Below are 17,380 nucleotides of genomic sequence, written 5' to 3'. Positions count from 1 at the left end.
CATCGCCGGTCGCGGGTAATCGGGGTGCGAGCCGGGGCCTGATCGCGGGAGAATCCACGTTCGTGGGACACGTGGACGTCGCCGGGGTGCGCTTCGAGCTGCCCGACGGTCGGGTGTTGCTCGAGGACGTGTCCTTCCGGGTGGGGGAGGGCGCCAAGGTGGCGCTGGTCGGCGCCAACGGCGCCGGCAAGACCACCCTGCTGCGCATCGTCACCGGCGAGCTGACGCCGCACGCGGGGGTGGTGACCCGGTCCGGCGGGCTCGGCGTGATGCGCCAGATGGTGGCGCACGGACTCGACGACGCGCCGACCGTCGCCGACCTGCTGCTGAGCGTCGCGCCCCCGCGGATCCGGGCGGCCCACGCCGAGATCGACCGGCTCGAGATCGCGCTGATGGACCGCGACGACGAACGCACCCAGCTGGCCTACGCCTCCGCGCTCGCCGAGTACGCCGACGCCGGCGGCTACGACCTCGAGGTGACATGGGACGTCTGCACCGTCGCCGGCCTCGGTGTGCCCTACGACCGGGCGAAGTACCGCGAGCTCCGCACCCTGTCCGGGGGCGAGCAGAAGCGACTGGTGCTGGAGTACCTGCTGCGCGGCCCCGACGAGGTGCTCCTGCTCGACGAGCCCGACAACTTCCTCGACGTCCCCGGCAAGATCTGGCTGGAGCAGCGGATCCGCGAGTCGGAGAAGACCATCCTGTTCATCAGCCACGACCGCGAGCTGTTGGCCAACACGGCGACCCGCATCGTCACCGTCGAGCTCGGCCAGGCCGGCAACCTGGTGTGGACGCACCCGGGCGGCTTCACGAGCTACCACGAGGCGCGTCGCGACCGGTTCGCGCGGCTGGAGGAGATGCGCCGCCGCTGGGACGAGGAGCACGCCAAGATCAAGGCCCTGGTGCTCCGCCTGAAGATCAAGGCGGAGTACAACGACGGCATGGCCAGCCAGTACCGGGCCGCCCAGACCCGGCTCCGCAAGTTCGAGGAGGCGGGGCCGCCGACCGAGCAGCCGCGCGAGCAGCAGGTGACGATGCGGCTCAAGGGCGGGCGCACCGGCAAGCGCGCGGTGGTGTGCGAGGCGCTCGAGCTCTCCTTCTCGGGGCCCTCCGGGTCCGGGGGCCTGATGCGTCCGTTCGACCTCGAGGTCTGGTACGGCGAGCGGGTCGCCGTCCTCGGCAGCAACGGCTCCGGCAAGTCCCACTTCCTGCGCCTGCTCGCCGCGGGCGGCAGCGACCCCGACGTGGAGCACCGGCCGGTGGACGACGTTCCCGTCGAGCCGGTGCAGCACCACGGGAAGGCGAAGCTCGGCGCCCGGGTCCGGCCCGGCTGGTTCGTGCAGACCCACGAGCATCCCGAGCTGGTCGGGCGCACGCTGCTGGAGATCCTGCACCGGGGCGACGGCCGTCCCGGCGGCCGTGCGGGCATGGGGCGGGAGCAGGCGGCCCGCGTCCTGGACCGCTACGAGCTGGCGCACGCCGGTGAGCAGCGGTTCGAGTCGCTCAGCGGCGGCCAGCAGGCGCGGTTCCAGATCCTGCTGCTGGAGCTGTCGGGTGCGACGCTGCTGCTGCTCGACGAGCCCACCGACAACCTCGACGTCCAGAGCGCGGAGGCACTGGAGGAGGGCCTCGAGGCGTTCGAGGGCACCGTCGTCGCGGTGACCCACGACCGGTGGTTCGCGCGGGGCTTCGACCGGTTCCTCGTGTACGGCGCCGACGGTTCGGTCTACGAGTCGGACGGGCCGGTCTGGGACGAGGGGCGGGTGGCCCGGGCCCGTTGAGCCCGCTCTAGACCACCCCTTGCGTTCTTCGGCGTTCTGCGCCACGGCCCTCTCCGGTCCACCCACACTGGAGGGACCGAGTGACACACACCACAGTGGGGGAACCATGCTGGACTTCGAGCAGACAGTGGGATACTTCGGCGCGCCAGACGCCGAGCAGGGCGACGTCGCTCCGGTCGACGACCTGGTGGTCGCGCCGGAGAGTGCCGCCGACGAGGAGACTCCGTGGAGCGCCGCCACGCGGATGCTCGAGGTCGCGTCCGCCACCGCGGACCGGCTGGTGACTGACGCGCAGGCCGAGGCCGAGTCGGTCGTCTCCACCGCCCGGGCCCAGGCCGACGAGCTCTCCGAGGCGAGCCGCCAGGAGGCGGACCGTGCCGCGGAGGAGCTGGCCCGGGTGCGGGAGCAGCAGACCGCCGAGCTCGAGTCCGAGCGGGCGATGGCCCTCGCGGGGCTCGCCGAGGAGAAGGCGGCGCTGGAGGGGCAGATCGCCTCGCTGCGGCAGGCGGAGGACGACCACCGCACCCGGTTGCGTCAGCACCTCACCCAGCACCTGTCCCTGCTCGACGGCACCGCGGAGGAGCCGCCGGCGTCCATCGCCGGCTGACCCCGGACGGGCTCACTCGCCCGGCGGCTCCTGGAAGGCCCGGACCTCGATCCGGCCACCGAGGGCCTTCGAGGCCCGCGCGGCCCAGCCGAGGGCGGCCTCCTCGTCGGCGACGTCGATCACCCAGAAGCCCCCGAGGTACTCGGGGGCCTCGACGAAGGGACCGTCGACGGTGCTCAGCGACTCACCGGTGTTGTCGACCGTGATCGCGCTCGAGGGGGGCATCAACCCACCCGCGAAGACGAAGGCGCCGGTCGACGTCAGCTCCTCGATGATCGCGCCCGTGGCGGCGAGGGCCGCCTCGAGCTCGGCCGGGTCCATGGTCTCCATGGTGGGTTCGTCGTCGGAGTCGTGCGGGACGGACAGCAAGAACTGGCTCATGCCCGGGTCCGACCGCCCCCGCCCCGCAAACTCATCGGTCCACGCTGGATGACGCAGGGCGTGCCCCTGTCTTCCTCGGTCGGTCCGCGGTCACGACGGGTGCCGCCGGGGCTGCGCAGCCGTACGCTGCTGCCGTGGTCCACGCCGCGGTCGGGCTGTTCATGCTGGTGCTCCCCGGAGCCTCGGTCGCGGTCGACCTCGGCAACGGTGGCGACGAACCGGTCATGGCCGTGGTCGGCACCTGGTTCGTGTTCTGGGCGGTCGGTGTCCGGTTGCTCACCGCCGGGCTGCGACAGGTGGTCAGGCCCGGGCTGACGGCCGAGGGGATCCTGGGTGTCACCGACCGACGGGCCTGGGTGCTCGTGAGGGAGCTCGGATTCGCGAACGTGGCGATCGGAGCGGCCGGGGTGCTGTCCTTGTGGGCCGCGGGGTGGCGCCCTGCCGCCGCGCTCGCCGGCGGCCTGTTCCTCCTCCTGGCCGGCGCGCAGCACCTGACGAGGTCGCACCGCAACGGGGAGGAGAACGTGGCGATGGTCTCCGACCTGGCGATCGGCGTCCTGATGCTCGGGTACGTCGCGTGGGCGTGGACCTGAGACGGTCGTCGGCGCTCTGCTGTGGGCCCGGCACTTCCCGGCCGCCGCCGAGGTGCACCTGATGGCGGTGGAGACCGGCCGTCACCGGCGCGGGGATCGGCACGGCGCTGCTGGAGCGGGCCGAGGAGGAGCTCCGGGCCGACGGCGTGCGCTTCCGCCAGGTCAAGACGCTGGGACCGAGCCACCCCGACGCCGAGTACGAGAGGACCCGCCGCTTCTACGAGGCACGAGGATTCGTCGCCCTGGAGGAGACGTCCGGGGTCTGGGCCGAGGACAACCCGATGCTGATCCTCGTCATGTCCCTGTGAGGGGGTGCGGGCGCCCCCCGGTCCTCGGGGCAACCGGGAGGCACCCGCACGGCAGGGCGGGCGTGCCGCCCTGCCGGATCGGGGCTCAGCCCGCGGACGCCTCGGCGTCGGAGCCGAGCGTGATGGTGGTGGTCTGCTCCTCGCCGTCGCGGCGGTAGGTGAGCTCCACCTCGTCGCCGGGGCGGTAGCCCCGGACCGTCGCCACCAGCTCGTCGGAGCTGGTGATCAGCTGGTCGTCGACCTTGGTGATGACGTCGCCCGCCTCGAGGCCGGCGTCGTCGGCGGCCGAACCGGCCGTCACCTCGCCGACCGCGGCACCGTCGGGCACGACCGCGCCGCCGTCGTTCGACGGGTTGTCGCGGACCGAGACGCCGATCAGGGCGTGGGTCGGGGTGTCGCCGGCGACGAGCTGGTCGACGATCGGCATCACCTCGTCGATGGGGATGGCGAAGCCCAGGCCGATCGAGCCGCCCTGGCCGGTGGCGCCGGAGGTGCTCGTCCGGATCGAGGAGTTGATGCCGATGACGTTGCCGTCGGTGTCGACCAGCGGCCCACCGCTGTTGCCGGGGTTGATCGCCGCGTCGGTCTGGATGGCCGGGTAGACGGTGGCGTTGCCCTCGCTGTCCGTGCCGACGTTCACCGGGCGGTCCAGGGCGCTCACGATGCCGGTGGTCACGGTCGCGTCGAGCCCGAAGGGCGAGCCGACGGCGACGACGTCCTGGCCGACGTCGACGTTGCCCGACGTGCCGATGGTGGCGGGGGTGAGTCCGTCGACGTCCTCGGCCTGGATCACCGCGGTGTCGGTGAGGGAGTCGACGCCCACGACCGTCGCCGGCGCGTGGCTGCCGTCGTTGAAGCTCACCGTCATCTCGGCACCCTCGCCGGCACCCTCGACCACGTGCGCGTTGGTGAGGATCTTGCCGTCGGAGCTGAGGATGACGCCGGAGCCCGATCCCTGGCCCTGGGAGCCGTCGACGACGATGCGGACGACGGAGGGGAGGACCTTCTCGGCGACCGCCTCGGAGGACCCGTCGGCCGCCGGCTGGTCGCCGGTGTCGACGACCTTCGAGGTCTCGGCCCGCGACCCGAAGGCCGTGGTGTCGTCGCCGGCGAGACCGTCGTACGCGGCGGCGCCGGCGAACCCGGCCGCGCCACCGACCAGGACGGTCGCCAGGGCGGCAGCGGCAAGCCCGCCACGGCGCCGTCGCGGCGGCGGCGGCGGGGCGGCGGCGGGGGCGGTGGGCTGGTGGCGGTGCGGCTCCTCCGGGAACGGAGGCAGGACGTGGGTGTCGCTCATGGGTCCACCGTGCCGACCGACCCTGTGACGGAACTGAGAGACGGCTGGCCGCCGCTGAAGAACCCGGACCAGCGGTTGTCGGGCGGTGTGGCGTAGGCCACAATCGGCCCCCATGACGCCTCCGGACCCCACCTTCGTCGACGAGCGGCTGGCCCACTGGGCGGAGCACGATCCCGACGGGGAGGCGATGACCTACCTGGGGCGGACCTGGACCTGGGCGGAGTGGGACGAGCGCGTTCGTCGGGTCACCGGCGGCCTGCGTGGCCTCGGCATCGGCCGGGGCGACGTCGTCGGGTTCCTCGACAAGAACCACCCGGCCTGCGTGGAGCTGAGCCTGGCCGCCGCCTCGCTCGGCGCCGCCAACGCGATCGTCAACTGGCGGCTGGCGGGCGACGAGGTCGACTACACCGTCAACGACTCGGGCGCCAGGGTGCTGGTGGTCGGGTCGGAGCTGATGCCGCTCGTGGACAAGATCCGCGACCGGCTGACGGGCGTCGAGAGGGTCATCGAGGTGACGCCGGAAGGCGGTGACGGCGACGAGTACGAGCGGTGGCTCGCGGCCTCGGAGCCGATCGGCAGGGCCGACGACGTCTCACCCGACGACGTGTGCCTGGTGATGTACTCGTCCGGCACGACCGGCCGCCCCAAGGGCATCATGCTCACCCACGCCAACATGGTCGCCCACACCCTCAACGCCCACGACGGCTGGGGATTCGAGGCCGGCGACAAGAACATGGTGGCGATGCCGCTGTTCCACGTCGGCGGCTCGTCGTACGTGCTCTTCGGCATCCACGACGGGGTGCCGAGCGTGATGACCCGCGACCCCGACGGCGCCTCCCTCGCCGGCGCGATCATGGCCGGCGCCAACCGGACCTTCCTGGTCCCGGCCGTGCTGGCGCAGGTGCTCCAGTCGGGCGACGACGCGATCCGGCTCTTCGGCCGGCTCAAGACCTACTGCTACGGCGCCTCGCCGATGCCGATGCCGCTGCTCCGCGCGGCGATGCAGGCCTGGCCGGAGACCGACTTCATCCAGGTCTACGGGCTCACCGAGGTGGGAGGTGTGATCACCCACCTGATGCCCGACGCCCACCGCGACGGCGACCACCCGGAGCGGCTGGTCAGCGCAGGGCAGCCGATCCCCGGCGCCGAGGTACGCGTCGTCGACCCCGGGACGCTGGCGGACGTGCCCGCGGGCGAGCACGGCGAGCTGTGGTTCCGGACGCCCCAGCTGATGAAGGGATTCCTGGGCAAGCCCGAGGCGACCGCCGAGGTGATCACCGACGACGGCTGGTTCCGGACCGGCGACCTCGGCCGGGTCGACGCCGACGGCTTCGTCTACGTCCAGGACCGGCTCAAGGACATGATCATCAGCGGCGGCGAGAACATCTACAGCCCCGAGGTGGAGCGGGTGCTGGCCGAGCACCCGGCGGTCATGGAGGTCGCGGTGATCGGCGTCCCGGACGACCGGTGGGGCGAGGTGGTCAAGGCCGTCGTGTCCCTCCACGAGAGCGCCTCGGCCACCGGGGACGAGATCATCGCCTACTGCCGCGAGCACCTCGCCCACTTCAAGTGCCCCACGAGCGTCGACCTCGTCGAGGCGCTGCCGCGCAACCCGACCGGCAAGATCCTGAAGCGGGACCTGCGCAAGCCCTACTGGGAGGGCCGCGACCGCCAGACCGTGTGAAAGCACTGTCGGCGCCGATGAGTTCGCGCCGGCCCGAGGGTCGACAGACAGCGTGAGACAGCTGCGCGTCGGTGAGGTGGACCTGTGCGTCGACGAGTACGGCGACCCCGGGCATCCCCTGGTGGTGCTGGTCGCCGGGGCGGCGTCCTCGATGGACTGGTGGGACGTCGGGCTGTGCGAGGCGCTGGCGGCGGGCGGCCGCCGGGTGGTGCGCTACGACCACCGTGACACGGGCCGCTCGACGACCGGGACGCCCGGCTCGCCGGACTACGACGGCACGGCACTGGAGCACGACTGCGCCGGCCTCGTCGAGTCCCTGGACGCCGGCCCGGCCCACCTGGTCGGGCTGTCGATGGGGGGCGGGATCTCCCAGGCCGTCGCGCTGCACCGGCCCGACCTCGTCGCGGCCCTCACCCTGGTGGCCACCTCGGCCGTCGGCGGGGTCGACGCGGACCTCCCCGGCCCGACCCCCGAGGTGCAGGCCCACTTCGCCGACCCGCCGCCCGACCCGGACTGGTCCGAACCCGACCGGGTCGTCGAGTGGCTGGTGACCGGCGAGCGCGTGTTCGCGGGGCCGCTGTTCGACGAGGCGCGGGCGCGGACCATCGCGCGGGCCGTCGTGACCCGCAGCGCCGACCCGGCGGCCGCCGGCAACCACTGGCTGGTGGCCGGGGACGACGACGAGGTGCTCGACGTACGCCGGATCTCGGCGCCGACCCTGGTCGTGCACGGCGACAGCGACCCGCTGTTCCCGCTGCCCCACGGCCGGGCGCTCGCGGACGCGGTACCGGACGGCCGGCTGCTGGTGGTGCCCGGGATGGGCCACGAGGTGCCGCCCGGGTCCGCCTGGCGCGACGTGGTGGCCGGGGTGCTCGCCCTGCCCCACCGCGCGTGAGGTCAGCCGACGGGCACGCGCGTGGCACGGGCGGCGACGAGCGCCGCGACACAGCCCAAACCGGCGACCGCGAAGCCCGCCGGGAAGCTCCAGGCGGAGGCCACGACTCCCACGAGGACCGAGCCGAGGGCGGTGCCGCCGTCGAAGCCGACGTTCCACACCGTGCTGGTCTCGTCGACCCGACCAGCACCCGACCGCTGGAACGCGGACACCAGGGTGAGGTTCTGCAGCGCTCCGTAGCCGGTGCCGCACAGCACCGCGCCGACCAGCAGCCAGGCGGTGCCGGCCGTGACGTCGTCGCGTGCGCCCCACGCGCAGGCGGTGGTGCCCGCCGCGGTCACGAGCAGGAGCGGGGCGAGCCACTGCGAGCCGCCCTGCTCTCCGGCGTCCGCGAGGTGGCCGGCGCCGAACCGCGAACCGGCGGCCGCCGTCCCCATGAGGAGCAGCGCCAGCCCGGCCGTCCCCGACGTCGTCACCTGGGGCAGGAACGTGAGCAACGCGCCGCCGGCCATGGTCGCGGCGAGCAGGACGGCGGTCGGCGGGCCGACCGCCGCGAGCAGTCCGCCGCGCCGGCCGGCCGGCTCGGGCGACCCCGGCGGCTCCGGGGAGGCGGCAGCGGGCGCCGGTCGGACCAGGCGCCCCAGTGCCAGCGCCGACGGGATCCCCAGCACCGGGAGCGCCGCGAGCAGCAGCACCGGCGTGAAGCCGAGCAGGTCGACGGCCGGGACCCCCGCGGGCAGCAGCACCAGGTTCGGGATGGCCACGGCCAGTCCGTAGACCCCGACCATCCGGCCGCGCAGCTGCGGTGGGGCGAGGTGGCCGACCACGGCGCTGCCGGTGACGGTCAGGATGCCGAACCCGACGCCCCGGACGATCGAGCAGGCCAGGATCCACGCCAGGGCGTCCGAGACGACCAGCGCCGCGCCGGAGGCCATCAGGACCAGCCCGAGCGCCATGGTGCGGCCGTGGCCGACCGTCCGGAGCGCCCACGGGACGGCGAGCTGGGCCAGCACCGTCGTGGCGAGCAGCACGCCGTTGACCAGCCCGGCCCCGGCCGCGCCGGCGCCCCCGTGGACCGCCCAGAGCGGGGCGACTGGCAGCAGAAGCGCGTACGCCGAGAAGCCGGTGACCGAGTAGACGACCAGCGGCCCCGTCCCCGGGACGGACCGGACCGTTCGGGGTCCGGCGTCGGGGGAGGGGCCGCTCGCGTCGAGGGGCGGTGGACCGCTCAGCGGATCACGCCCGGATCACGCCCAGCGCTCGGCGGCCGGCGTGAAGTCGAGCGTCCGGTCGCCGGTGTAGATCTGCTTGGGACGGGCGATCTTCTGCTCCTTGTCCTGCACCAGCTCCAGCCACTGGGCGAGCCACCCCGGCGTACGGCCGATGGCGAACAGGACGGTGAACATCTCCGGCGGGAACTGGAAGGCCTCGTAGATCAGGCCGGAGTAGAAGTCGACGTTCGGGTAGAGCTTGCGCTGGACGAAGTAGTCGTCCTCGAGCGCGATCTTCTCCAGCTCCAGGGCGATGTCGAGCAGCGGGTTGGTGCCGGTGACCTCGAAGACGTCCTCGGCGGACCTCTTGATGATCTTGGCGCGCGGGTCGTAGTTCTTGTAGACCCGGTGGCCGAAGCCCATCAGCCGCTCGTTGCCGTTCTTCACGCCCTCGATGAAGTCCGGGATCTTGTCCTTGGAGCCGATCCGCTTGAGCATCCGCAGCACGGCCTCGTTGGCGCCGCCGTGCAGCGGCCCGTAGAGCGCCGCGACCCCTGCCGCCACCGCGGAGTAGGGGTCGACCTGGCTGGAGCCCACGGAGCGCACGGCGTTGGTGGAGCAGTTCTGCTCGTGGTCGGCGTGCAGGATGAAGAGCACGTCGAGCGCCTTGACCAGCCGCTCGTCCGCCTCGAACTTCTTCTCGCTCATCTTGAACAGCATCGAGAGGAAGTTGGCGGTGTAGGAGAGGTCGTTGTCGGGGTAGATGAACGGCTTCCCCTGCGCGTGCCGGTAGGACCAGGCGCCGAGCGTCGGCATCTTGGCGATCATCCGCACGATCTGCATGTGGCGGTTGTCGGCGTCGGTGATGTTGCGCGCGTCGGGGTAGAACGTCGAGAGGGCCCCCACCGACGCCATCAGCATCCCCATCGGGTGCGCGTCGTAGCGGAAGCCCTCCATGAACGTCTTGACGTTCTCGTGGACGAACGTGTGGTACGTGATCTCGTGGACCCACGCGTCGTACTCGGCCTTGGTCGGCAGCGAGCCGTGGATCAGCAGGTAGGCGACCTCCAGGAAGTTGGACTTCTCGGCCAGCTGCTCGATCGGATAGCCGCGGTACTCGAGGATGCCCTCGTCACCGTCGATGTAGGTGACGGCACTCCGGCAGGAGGCGGTGTTGACGAAGCCGGGGTCGTAGACCGCCAGGCCGGGCTGGTCGTCGCCTGCCTTGATCTGCCCGAGGTCCGCCGCCTTGACGGTACCGTCGGTGATCGGGACGTCGTATTCCTGCCCGGTGCGGTTGTCGCGGACGGTGAGGGAATCAGTCACCCACCCAACCTAGCCCCGGTCGCGACGTGGTGCGAATCCCGCCCCTGCGGGTGGGTGCGAGGTTTTGACCCTGTTCCTACGGCGCCGGTAGTCTTTCCGGTCGCGACTCCTGCCGCGTCGTGACCTCCCACGTGGGTCGTGGCGCAGTCCCGGACCGAAGTCTGAGCCGGGCCGTGTTCGTCAGAGGTCGTGGCACCACCACCCGACCGGGACCGCCGGCCGGGCCATCACGAACGAAGAGGGCACTCACGTGCGCACCTACAGCCCCAAGCCGGGCGACATCCAGCGCGAATGGCACGTCATCGACGCCGAGGACGTGGTCCTGGGCCGCCTGGCCGTCCAGACCGCCAACCTCCTGCGCGGCAAGCACAAGCCGATCTACGCGCCCCACGTCGACACCGGTGACTACGTCATCATCGTCAACGCCGAGAAGGTGGCCCTGACCGGCCAGAAGGCCACCAAGAAGGTCAGCTACCGCCACTCCGGCTTCCCGGGTGGCCTCACCGCCACCCCGATCGGCCAGGGCCTCCAGAAGGACGCCCGCAAGGTCGTGGAGAAGGCCGTCTGGGGGATGCTCCCGAAGAACAAGCTGGGACGCCAGATGCTGAAGAAGCTCAAGGTCTACACCGGACCCCACCACCCCCACCAGGCCCAGCAGGCCCAGCCGTTCGAGATCTCGCAGATCTCCCAGTGACCACCCAAGGAATCGAAGTGACCGAGAACAGCGCAGACAGTACTGGGGTCGAGGAGACCTACGAGACCGACGAGCAGGGCGTCGCCTACAGCTCCGAGAGCGCCCCGGCGGCTGACGCGCCCGTCAGCTCCGCCATCGCGCCCGCCGCGGCCACCGGCCGCCGCAAGCAGGCCGTCGCCCGGGTGCGGATCGTGCCCGGCACCGGCAACTGGACCGTCAACGGCCGGGCGCTCGACTCCTACTTCCCGAACAAGCTGCACCAGCAGGTCGTCAACGAGCCGTTCGTGACGACCCAGCTCGAGGGCCGCTTCGACGTGATCGCCCGGATCCACGGCGGCGGCATCACCGGCCAGGCCGGTGCGCTGCGGCTCGGCGTGGCCCGCGCCCTCAACGCGGTCGACATCGACGCCAACCGCGCGGTGCTGAAGAAGGCCGGCCTGCTCACCCGTGACGCCCGCGTCATCGAGCGCAAGAAGGCCGGTCTCAAGAAGGCCCGCAAGGCTCCTCAGTTCTCGAAGCGCTAATCGCGGCGCCTCGCGGCGTTGTCCTCGCTCGACGTGCGCTCCGCCCCAAGCACGCCTTCGCTCGTCCGCCTTGCGAGGCACCACGCCTAGCACTCCGAGGCGTCGGATCGAGGGAAGGAAGCACGCGTGGCTCGTCTGTTCGGGACCGACGGGGTCCGGGGCCTGGCCAACGGTGACCTCACCGCTGAGCTGGCCCTGGACCTCTCCGTCGCCGCGGCCCACGTCCTCGCCGACCGCGGCGTGTTCGAGGGGCACCGCCCGTTCGCGGTCGTGGGCCGCGACACCCGCGTGTCCGGTGAGTTCCTCGAGGCCGCCGTGGTCGCAGGGCTGGCGTCGGCCGGCGTCGACGTGCTCCTCCTCGGTGTGCTGCCGACTCCGGGGGTCGCCCACCTGACCGGGACGTTGGGCGCCGACCTCGGGGTCATGCTGTCGGCGTCGCACAACCCGATGCCCGACAACGGCATCAAGTTCCTGGCGCGCGGCGGCCGCAAGCTCGACGACGCGATCGAGATCGCCATCGAGCAGCGGCTGCGCGAGCCGTGGGACCGGCCCCGCGGCGGGGACGTCGGACGCGTCCGTCCGTACGAGCCGGCGCTCGACGACTACGTGACGCACCTGATCGGCTCCATCGACCACCCGCTCGTGGGCCTGAAGGTCGTGCTCGACTGCGCCGAGGGCGCGGCCTCGGAGGCCGGGCCGCGGGCGCTCGCCGGCGCCGGTGCGGAGGTCGTCGCCATCCACGCCTCACCCGACGGGCTCAACATCAACGACGGCTGCGGGTCGACCCACCTCGGGTCCCTGCAGGAGGCCGTCGTCCGCGAGGGCGCCGACGTCGGCTTCGCGCTCGACGGCGACTCCGACCGCTGCCTCGCCGTCGACCACGAGGGGACCGTCGTCGACGGCGACCAGATCCTGGCGATCCTCGCCCAGTCACTGCTGGAGCGGGGCCGGCTGGCCAAGGACACCGTCGTGGCCACGGTGATGAGCAACCTGGGCTTCGTCCACGCGATGCGCGAGGCCGGGATCGGCGTACGCCAGACCAAGGTCGGCGACCGCTACGTGCTGGAGGCGATGAACATCTCCGGCTACTCGCTCGGCGGCGAGCAGTCCGGGCACGTGATCATGAGCGACCACGCGACGACCGGCGACGGCATCCTCACCGCCCTCGCCGTGCTGGAGCGGATGGCCACCACGGGCCGGTCGCTGGAGGACCTCGCCGGCGTGATGACCCGGCTGCCGCAGGTGCTGGTCAACGTTCCGGGCGTCGACAAGTTCCGTGCCGACGACGACGCGGTGGTGGCGGCCGCCGTCGCCGAGGAGGAGGCCGTGCTCGCCGGGCAGGGGCGGATCCTGCTGCGCCCGTCCGGCACCGAGCCGATCGTGCGGGTGATGGTGGAGGCGCCGACCGAGGAGCAGGCGAACGGCGTCGCCGAACGGCTCGCCGAGGTCGTCCGCACCCAGCTGGCGCTGTGAGGACCCGGTCGTGAGGGCGCTGCACCGGCCGCTGGCGCCGCGCGACCCCACGGAGGAGCACCGCAGCGCCACCCCGCTGGAGCTGTTCTTCGACCTGGTCTTCGTGGTCGCCGTCGCGTCTGCCGCCGCCGAGCTCCACCACGGCCTGGCAGAGGACCATCCCATCGCCGTCCTGGGCTTCGTGATGACGTTCATCGCGATCTGGTGGGCGTGGATGAACTTCACGTGGTTCGCCTCGGCCTACGACCCCGACGACGTGGGCTACCGGCTGCTCGCGTTCGTGATCATGACCGGGTCGCTGATGCTGGCAGCCGGGGTGCCCGGCTTCTTCGAGGACGGCCAGTCGGCGCTGGTGGTCGCGGGGTACGCCGTGATGCGGCTGGCGATGGTGGCGCTCTGGCTGCGGGCCGCGGCTGGCCACCCCGAGCGACGCGACACCTGCCTGACCTACGCCGCCGGGATCGCCGCCGTCCAGGTGCTGTGGGTGGCCCGGCTGGCCCTCGACGGCCCCGAGGTGCTGGTCCCGACGTTCTTCGTGCTGATGGCCCTGGAGGCGCTGGTGCCGTACGTCGCCGAGCGTCGCGGCCGGACGCCGTACCACCCCGAGCACATCGCCGAGCGCTACGGGCTGTTCACGATCATCGTGCTGGGCGAGGTGGTGCTGTCGACGGTGCTGGCCGTCCAGGGCGCTCTCGAGACCGACTACCTGACCGGCCTGGTCCCGCTCGTGGCCGGCGCGCTGCTCGTCGTCTTCTCGTCGTGGTGGCTCTACTTCCGGCGCGGCCACGCCGAGCTGTTCGCGGCCGGTCGGATCGAGGCGGTCGTGGCCGTCGGGTACGGCCACCTGTTCCTCTTCGGGTCGATCGCCGCCACCGGCGCCGGGCTCGCGGTGGCGGTCGACGTGGTCACCCACCACGCGCACACGACGTCGGCGGCCGCGGGCTGGTCGGTCGCCGTGCCGTTCGGCGTCTTCCTGGCCGCCCTGGGGCTGATCGACGCCGCGTCCGAGGCCGCCCGCTGGATCGTCGTCGAGACCGGCGTGCTGGTGGTGGTGGTGCTCGCCGTGACGGCGGGGGCGATCGCGATCGACCTCCCGGTGGGCGTGGTGGTGCTCCTGCTGGGGCTGGTCGGAGCGGGCGGGGTCGCCCAGCACCTGGTGGTGGACACCCGGGCGGCGCGTCTCGCGACCTGAGACGGGACGGAAGGAGCGGGCACCGCCGGCTCGTTGTGCGACATATGACCTACACACCGGAGAAGATCGCGTACACCGCACGCGCCACCGTCACCGGCGGTCGCCGGGGTGGCCACGGCAGGACCGCCGACGGCCAGCTCGAGGTCGACCTGCAGGCCCCGACCGAGCTGGGCGGGCCCGGTGGCGGGACCAACCCCGAGCAGCTGTTCGCCGTCGGCTACGGCGCCTGCTTCACCGGCGCCCTGGGGCTCGCGGGCAAGGCGGAGGGCATCGACACCTCCGGCGCCTCGACCGAGGTGCAGGTGGGCTTCGGCCCCGAGGGTGACTCGTTCGGCATCACCGTCGAGCTCGACGTCACCGTCCCGGGGGTCGACGACGCCACCGCCCAGAAGCTGGTCGACCGCACCCACGAGCTCTGCCCGTACTCCAAGGCCACCCGCGGCAACATCCCCGTCACCGTGACGGGTCGCGGCGCCTGAGCCCACCCCCTTTCCGCCCCGTGTGCCTGAGCGTGCGCCCCGGCGCACGCTCAGGCACACGCCGCTCCGTGCGGGCGGCGCTCAGAGCTTGCGAAGCCGGACGTAGCGGACCGAGTGGTCCTTGTCCTTGCGGAGCACCAGGGTGGCGCGGGACCGCGTCGGCAGGATGTTCTGCTGCAGGTTGGGGCCGTTGATGGTGTCCCACAGCCGGGTCGCCGTCGTCACCGCCTCGTCCTCGGACAGCGCCGCGAACTTCGCGAAGTAGGAGTGTGGGTCGCGGAACGCGGTCTCCCGCAGCCGCAGGAACCGGTCGACGTACCACTGCTTGATGTGCTCGGTCCGGGCGTCGACGTAGACGGAGAAGTCGAAGAAGTCGCTCAACGTCAGGCCCACCCTCCCGTCCTCGCGCACCCGCGCCGGCTGCAGCACGTTGAGGCCCTCGATGATCACGATGTCGGGCCGCTTGACGACCACCTTCTCGTCGGGGACGACGTCGTAGACGAGGTGGGAGTACGTCGGCGCCTCGACCTCGTCCTTGCCCGACTTGATGTCGACCACGAACCGGAGCAGCGCCCGGCGGTCGTAGGACTCCGGGAAGCCCTTGCGCTGGAGCAGCCCGCGGCGCTCGAGCTCGGCGTTGGGGTGCAGGAAGCCGTCGGTGGTGACCAGTGCGACGTTCGGGTGCTCGGGCCAGTGGGCCAGCATCTGCTGGAGCACCCGGGCGGTGGTCGACTTGCCGACCGCCACCGATCCGGCGAGGCCGATGACGAAGGGCGTGCGCGGCGGGTGCGGCTGCTGCAGGAACTCCTCCTGCTGGCGGTGCAGCCCGCCGGCCGACTCGACGTAGAGGCTGAGCAGTCGTGAGATCGGCAGGTAGACCTGGCGCACCTCGTCGAGGTCGAGGGCGTCGCCGAGCCCGCGCACCCGGTCGATCTCGTCCGCGGTCAGCGGGGTCTCGGTCTCCCGGCCCAGGGCCGACCAGGCCGCCCGGTCGAGCTCGACGTACGGCGACGGCTCGCGGCCGTTGTCGTCGGGCGGCCCGCCGGTGGGGGACATGCGCGGCATTCTTGCACCGGAGTCGTCGCGCCGACGGCGACCCCTCAGGGGGAGTGCCGCCCCCTAAACTCCACCCCATGTGTGGAATCGTCGGCTACGTCGGGAGCCAGCAGGCCCGGGACGTCGTGGTCGAGGGGCTTCGGAGGCTGGAGTACCGCGGCTACGACTCCGCCGGCGTGGCACTGGTGGCCGACGGGCGGATCGCCCACGACAAGCGGGCGGGCAAGCTCGCCAACCTCGAGAAGGCGCTCGACGAGCGGGCGCTCCCCGCCGCCACGACCGGCATCGGGCACACCCGCTGGGCCACCCACGGCGCGCCCAACGACCCGAACGCCCACCCCCACCTGGGCCGCCACGGCCGGGTGGCGCTGGTCCACAACGGCATCATCGAGAACTTCGCGGCGCTGCGGGCCGAGCTCGAGGCCTCCGGACACGAGCTGCGGTCGGAGACCGACACCGAGGTGGCCGCCCACCTGCTGGAGCTCGAGGTCGAGCGCACGGGTGACCTGACCACCGCGATGCAGGTCGTCTGCTGCCGCCTCGAGGGCGCCTTCACCCTGGTGGCCGTCGACTCCCGGGACCCCGATGGGGTGGTCGCAGCGCGTCGCAACAGCCCGCTGGTGGTCGGCATCGGCCAGGGGGAGAACTTCCTCGGCTCCGACGTCGCCGCGTTCATCGGGCACACCCGCGAGGCGATGGAGCTCGACCAGGACCAGGTCGTCACCATCACGGCCGACGGGGTGTCGGTCAGCGGCTTCGACGGCGCCCCCGCCGAGGGTCGCCGCTACCACGTCGACTGGGACCTGACCGCCGCCGAGAAGGACGGTCACGACTGGTTCATGCGCAAGGAGATCTTCGAGCAGCCGCGGGCCGTGGCCGACTCACTGCTCGGGCGGCGTACGCCGGAGGGGTTGCTGCAGCTCGACGAGATGCGGCTGTCCGACGGCGACCTGCGCGACATCGACAAGATCATCATCATCGCGGCCGGGACCTCGTTCTACGCGGGCATGGTCGCGAAGTACGCGATCGAGCACTGGACCCGGATCCCCGTCGAGGTCGAGCTGGCCTCCGAGTTCCGCTACCGCGACCCGATCCTCACCCGGTCGACGCTGGTGGTGGCCATCAGTCAGTCGGGCGAGACGGCCGACACGCTCCAGGCGATCCGGCACGCCCGGGTGCAGCGGTCGAAGGTGCTGGCGATCTGCAACAGCAACGGGTCGACGATCCCGCGCGAGTCCGACGGCGTGATCTACACCCACGCCGGCCCGGAGATCGGCGTGGCGTCGACCAAGGGCTACCTGACCCAGCTGGTCGCCTGCTACCTGCTCGCGCTCTACCTCGCGCAGGTCAAGGGCACGCGGTTCGGCGACGAGATCGGGCAGGTCATCGACCAGCTCGAGCAGATGCCCGACCACATCGCGTCGGTGCTCGCGCAGTCCGAGGAGGTCTACGCGCTCGCCCGCGAGCACGTCGAGACCCGGTCGGTCCTGTTCCTGGGGCGGCACGCCGGCTACCCGGTCGCGCTCGAGGGCGCGCTCAAGCTCAAGGAGATCGCCTACCTGCACGCCGAGGGGTTCGCCGCCGGTGAGCTCAAGCACGGGCCGATCGCCCTGATCGAGGAAGGCCTCCCGGTGCTGTGCATCGTGCCGCCGCAGGGCCGCGACTTCCTCCACGACAAGATGGTGAGCGGCATCCAGGAGGTCCGGGCCCGAGGCGCGCGCACCATCTGCCTGGCCGAGGAGGGCGACGAGTCGATCACGCCGTACGCCGACGCGCTGGTGCGGCTGCCGCAGGTGCCGGTGCTGCTGCAGCCGCTGGTGGCCGTGGTCCCGCTCCAGCTCTTCGCCTGCGAGCTGGCCACGCTGCTCGGTCACGACGT

General features: G+C 72.2%; 16 protein-coding genes and 1 pseudogene. 12 read left to right on the top strand and 5 right to left on the bottom strand.

Annotated features, from left to right (window positions below):
- Positions 1-62 precede the first annotated feature (62 nt).
- Positions 63-1,781, top strand: coding sequence for an ABC-F family ATP-binding cassette domain-containing protein (locus ACQ1X7_RS07000; RefSeq protein WP_432477449.1), 1,719 nt, complete (start codon positions 63-65; stop codon positions 1,779-1,781).
- Between the two features lie 106 nt (positions 1,782-1,887).
- Positions 1,888-2,388 (top strand): hypothetical protein, encoded by a 501-nt coding sequence (locus tag ACQ1X7_RS06995; RefSeq protein WP_432477448.1) that lies wholly within the window; start codon positions 1,888-1,890, stop codon positions 2,386-2,388.
- A gap of 12 nt (positions 2,389-2,400) precedes the next feature.
- Here the strand turns inward: ACQ1X7_RS06995 and ACQ1X7_RS06990 are convergent, their stop codons facing one another.
- Entirely contained in the window at positions 2,401-2,769 is a 369-nt protein-coding gene (locus tag ACQ1X7_RS06990) for a YciI family protein (protein WP_432477447.1), read from the bottom strand.
- Positions 2,770-2,903: 134 nt separating this feature from the next.
- Here ACQ1X7_RS06990 and ACQ1X7_RS06985 point away from each other — a divergent pair, with 134 nt between their 5' ends.
- The gene (locus ACQ1X7_RS06985) at positions 2,904-3,362 is read left to right on the top strand and encodes a DUF6790 family protein (RefSeq protein WP_432477446.1); all 459 of its coding nucleotides are present in this window, start codon (positions 2,904-2,906) and stop codon (positions 3,360-3,362) included.
- 83 nt (positions 3,363-3,445) lie between these two features.
- Positions 3,446-3,670, top strand: a pseudogene (locus tag ACQ1X7_RS06980) (GNAT family N-acetyltransferase); the annotation flags it as partial.
- Positions 3,671-3,755: 85 nt separating this feature from the next.
- Here the strand turns inward: ACQ1X7_RS06980 and ACQ1X7_RS06975 are convergent.
- A complete protein-coding gene (locus ACQ1X7_RS06975) occupies positions 3,756-4,967 on the bottom strand; it encodes a S1C family serine protease (protein WP_432477445.1) in 1,212 nt (403 codons plus the stop codon).
- A 112-nt stretch (positions 4,968-5,079) separates the two neighbouring features.
- Here ACQ1X7_RS06975 and ACQ1X7_RS06970 point away from each other — a divergent pair, with 112 nt between their 5' ends.
- Together ACQ1X7_RS06970 and ACQ1X7_RS06965 are read left to right on the top strand one after the other, a co-directional pair.
- Entirely contained in the window at positions 5,080-6,651 is a 1,572-nt protein-coding gene (locus tag ACQ1X7_RS06970) for a long-chain-fatty-acid--CoA ligase (protein WP_432477444.1), read from the top strand.
- A 52-nt stretch (positions 6,652-6,703) separates the two neighbouring features.
- Positions 6,704-7,546, top strand: coding sequence for an alpha/beta fold hydrolase (locus tag ACQ1X7_RS06965; protein ID WP_432477443.1), 843 nt, complete (start codon positions 6,704-6,706; stop codon positions 7,544-7,546).
- 2 nt (positions 7,547-7,548) lie between these two features.
- Here the strand turns inward: ACQ1X7_RS06965 and ACQ1X7_RS06960 are convergent, their stop codons facing one another.
- Both ACQ1X7_RS06960 and ACQ1X7_RS06955 read right to left on the bottom strand, forming a co-directional pair.
- Complete coding sequence (locus ACQ1X7_RS06960; protein ID WP_432477752.1) at positions 7,549-8,691, bottom strand: MFS transporter; 1,143 nt, start codon at positions 8,689-8,691, stop codon at positions 7,549-7,551.
- A gap of 102 nt (positions 8,692-8,793) precedes the next feature.
- Positions 8,794-10,083, bottom strand: a complete 1,290-nt coding sequence (locus ACQ1X7_RS06955) for a citrate synthase (protein ID WP_432477442.1) — start codon at positions 10,081-10,083, stop codon at positions 8,794-8,796.
- Between the two features lie 250 nt (positions 10,084-10,333).
- Between ACQ1X7_RS06955 and rplM the strand changes: the two genes are divergently transcribed.
- The 5 genes from rplM to ACQ1X7_RS06930 all read left to right on the top strand — a co-directional run bounded on the left by rplM (position 10,334) and on the right by ACQ1X7_RS06930 (position 14,445).
- Positions 10,334-10,777: a 50S ribosomal protein L13 gene (gene rplM / locus ACQ1X7_RS06950; RefSeq protein ID WP_432477441.1), complete on the top strand. Its 444-nt coding sequence runs from the start codon at positions 10,334-10,336 to the stop codon at positions 10,775-10,777.
- Between the two features lie 17 nt (positions 10,778-10,794).
- A complete protein-coding gene (rpsI, locus tag ACQ1X7_RS06945) occupies positions 10,795-11,301 on the top strand; it encodes a 30S ribosomal protein S9 (protein WP_432477440.1) in 507 nt (168 codons plus the stop codon).
- Positions 11,302-11,427: 126 nt separating this feature from the next.
- Positions 11,428-12,774, top strand: a complete 1,347-nt coding sequence (glmM, locus tag ACQ1X7_RS06940) for a phosphoglucosamine mutase (protein WP_432477439.1) — start codon at positions 11,428-11,430, stop codon at positions 12,772-12,774.
- A gap of 10 nt (positions 12,775-12,784) precedes the next feature.
- Complete coding sequence (locus ACQ1X7_RS06935) at positions 12,785-13,966, top strand: low temperature requirement protein A (protein WP_432477438.1); 1,182 nt, start codon at positions 12,785-12,787, stop codon at positions 13,964-13,966.
- Between the two features lie 44 nt (positions 13,967-14,010).
- Positions 14,011-14,445, top strand: coding sequence for an Ohr family peroxiredoxin (locus ACQ1X7_RS06930; protein ID WP_432477437.1), 435 nt, complete (start codon positions 14,011-14,013; stop codon positions 14,443-14,445).
- A gap of 81 nt (positions 14,446-14,526) precedes the next feature.
- Here ACQ1X7_RS06930 and coaA read toward each other — a convergent pair whose 3' ends face one another.
- Positions 14,527-15,501 (bottom strand): type I pantothenate kinase, encoded by a 975-nt coding sequence (gene coaA, locus ACQ1X7_RS06925; RefSeq protein ID WP_432477436.1) that lies wholly within the window; start codon positions 15,499-15,501, stop codon positions 14,527-14,529.
- 77 nt (positions 15,502-15,578) lie between these two features.
- Between coaA and glmS the strand changes: the two genes are divergently transcribed.
- Positions 15,579-17,380: glutamine--fructose-6-phosphate transaminase (isomerizing) (gene glmS, locus ACQ1X7_RS06920; protein ID WP_432477435.1), on the top strand; the 1,802-nt coding region annotated here is incomplete at its 3' end.

The organism is Nocardioides sp. GXQ0305, assembly GCF_050880345.1.
Taxonomy (GTDB): domain Bacteria; phylum Actinomycetota; class Actinomycetes; order Propionibacteriales; family Nocardioidaceae; genus Nocardioides.
The sequence above is the reverse complement of the archived record's forward strand: the minus strand, read 5'-3'. Positions and strand labels throughout refer to the sequence as shown.

What these genes read in the sequence shown, in the direction of transcription:
- ACQ1X7_RS06995 (WP_432477448.1), top strand. Translation starts at nt 1,888, where the DNA reads ATGCTGGACTTCGAGCAGACAGTGGGATACTTCGGCGCGCCAGACGCC.
- ACQ1X7_RS06990 (WP_432477447.1), bottom strand. Translation starts at nt 2,769, where the DNA reads ATGAGCCAGTTCTTGCTGTCCGTCCCGCACGACTCCGACGACGAACCC.
- ACQ1X7_RS06975 (WP_432477445.1), bottom strand. Translation starts at nt 4,967, where the DNA reads ATGAGCGACACCCACGTCCTGCCTCCGTTCCCGGAGGAGCCGCACCGC.
- ACQ1X7_RS06970 (WP_432477444.1), top strand. Translation starts at nt 5,080, where the DNA reads ATGACGCCTCCGGACCCCACCTTCGTCGACGAGCGGCTGGCCCACTGG.
- ACQ1X7_RS06930 (WP_432477437.1), top strand. Translation starts at nt 14,011, where the DNA reads ATGACCTACACACCGGAGAAGATCGCGTACACCGCACGCGCCACCGTC.
- coaA (WP_432477436.1), bottom strand. Translation starts at nt 15,501, where the DNA reads ATGTCCCCCACCGGCGGGCCGCCCGACGACAACGGCCGCGAGCCGTCG.